This window comes from Enterobacter cloacae complex sp. GF14B, assembly GCF_004136805.1.
Taxonomy (GTDB): domain Bacteria; phylum Pseudomonadota; class Gammaproteobacteria; order Enterobacterales; family Enterobacteriaceae; genus Enterobacter; species Enterobacter hormaechei_C.
On sequence record NZ_QFRV01000280.1, the window covers coordinates 1 to 1,294 of the forward strand.

At 44.6% G+C, this 1,294-nt stretch carries 1 protein-coding gene and 1 pseudogene; one reads left to right on the top strand and one right to left on the bottom strand.

Going from position 1 to position 1,294, the window contains the following annotated elements; all coding sequences use genetic code 11:
• The first annotated feature begins 214 nt into the window (after window positions 1-214).
• Window positions 215-1,030, top strand: a complete 816-nt coding sequence (locus DD606_RS25240; RefSeq protein ID WP_000018329.1) for an aminoglycoside O-phosphotransferase APH(3')-Ia — start codon at window positions 215-217, stop codon at window positions 1,028-1,030.
• A 189-nt stretch (window positions 1,031-1,219) separates the two neighbouring features.
• On the opposite strand, the pseudogene DD606_RS25245 reads toward DD606_RS25240, so the two are convergent.
• Window positions 1,220-1,294, bottom strand: a pseudogene (locus DD606_RS25245) (IS6 family transposase); the annotation flags it as partial.

Consider the following 1,294-nt stretch of genomic DNA (forward strand, 5'->3'; position numbering starts at 1 on the left):
AGTACCAGCGTACGGCCCACAGAATGATGTCACGCTGAAAATGCCGGCCTTTGAATGGGTTCATGTGCAGCTCCATCAGCAAAAGGGGATGATAAGTTTATCACCACCGACTATTTGCAACAGTGCCCTCTGATGTTACATTGCACAAGATAAAAATATATCATCATGAACAATAAAACTGTCTGCTTACATAAACAGTAATACAAGGGGTGTTATGAGCCATATTCAACGGGAAACGTCTTGCTCGAGGCCGCGATTAAATTCCAACATGGATGCTGATTTATATGGGTATAAATGGGCTCGCGATAATGTCGGGCAATCAGGTGCGACAATCTATCGATTGTATGGGAAGCCCGATGCGCCAGAGTTGTTTCTGAAACATGGCAAAGGTAGCGTTGCCAATGATGTTACAGATGAGATGGTCAGACTAAACTGGCTGACGGAATTTATGCCTCTTCCGACCATCAAGCATTTTATCCGTACTCCTGATGATGCATGGTTACTCACCACTGCGATCCCCGGGAAAACAGCATTCCAGGTATTAGAAGAATATCCTGATTCAGGTGAAAATATTGTTGATGCGCTGGCAGTGTTCCTGCGCCGGTTGCATTCGATTCCTGTTTGTAATTGTCCTTTTAACAGCGATCGCGTATTTCGTCTCGCTCAGGCGCAATCACGAATGAATAACGGTTTGGTTGATGCGAGTGATTTTGATGACGAGCGTAATGGCTGGCCTGTTGAACAAGTCTGGAAAGAAATGCATAAGCTTTTGCCATTCTCACCGGATTCAGTCGTCACTCATGGTGATTTCTCACTTGATAACCTTATTTTTGACGAGGGGAAATTAATAGGTTGTATTGATGTTGGACGAGTCGGAATCGCAGACCGATACCAGGATCTTGCCATCCTATGGAACTGCCTCGGTGAGTTTTCTCCTTCATTACAGAAACGGCTTTTTCAAAAATATGGTATTGATAATCCTGATATGAATAAATTGCAGTTTCATTTGATGCTCGATGAGTTTTTCTAATCAGAATTGGTTAATTGGTTGTAACACTGGCAGAGCATTACGCTGACTTGACGGGACGGCGCTTCCCTACCCTCATGGCCGCCTCCCAGGAATCGACCCAGGTGCTTATCGTGGACATAATCCTTTACTCATAAATTGGCACTGTTGCAAAGTTAGCGATGAGGCAGCCTTTTGTCTTATTCAAAGGCCTTACATTTCAAAAACTCTGCTTACCAGGCGCATTTCGCCCAGGGGATCACCATAATAAAATGCTGAGGCCTGGCC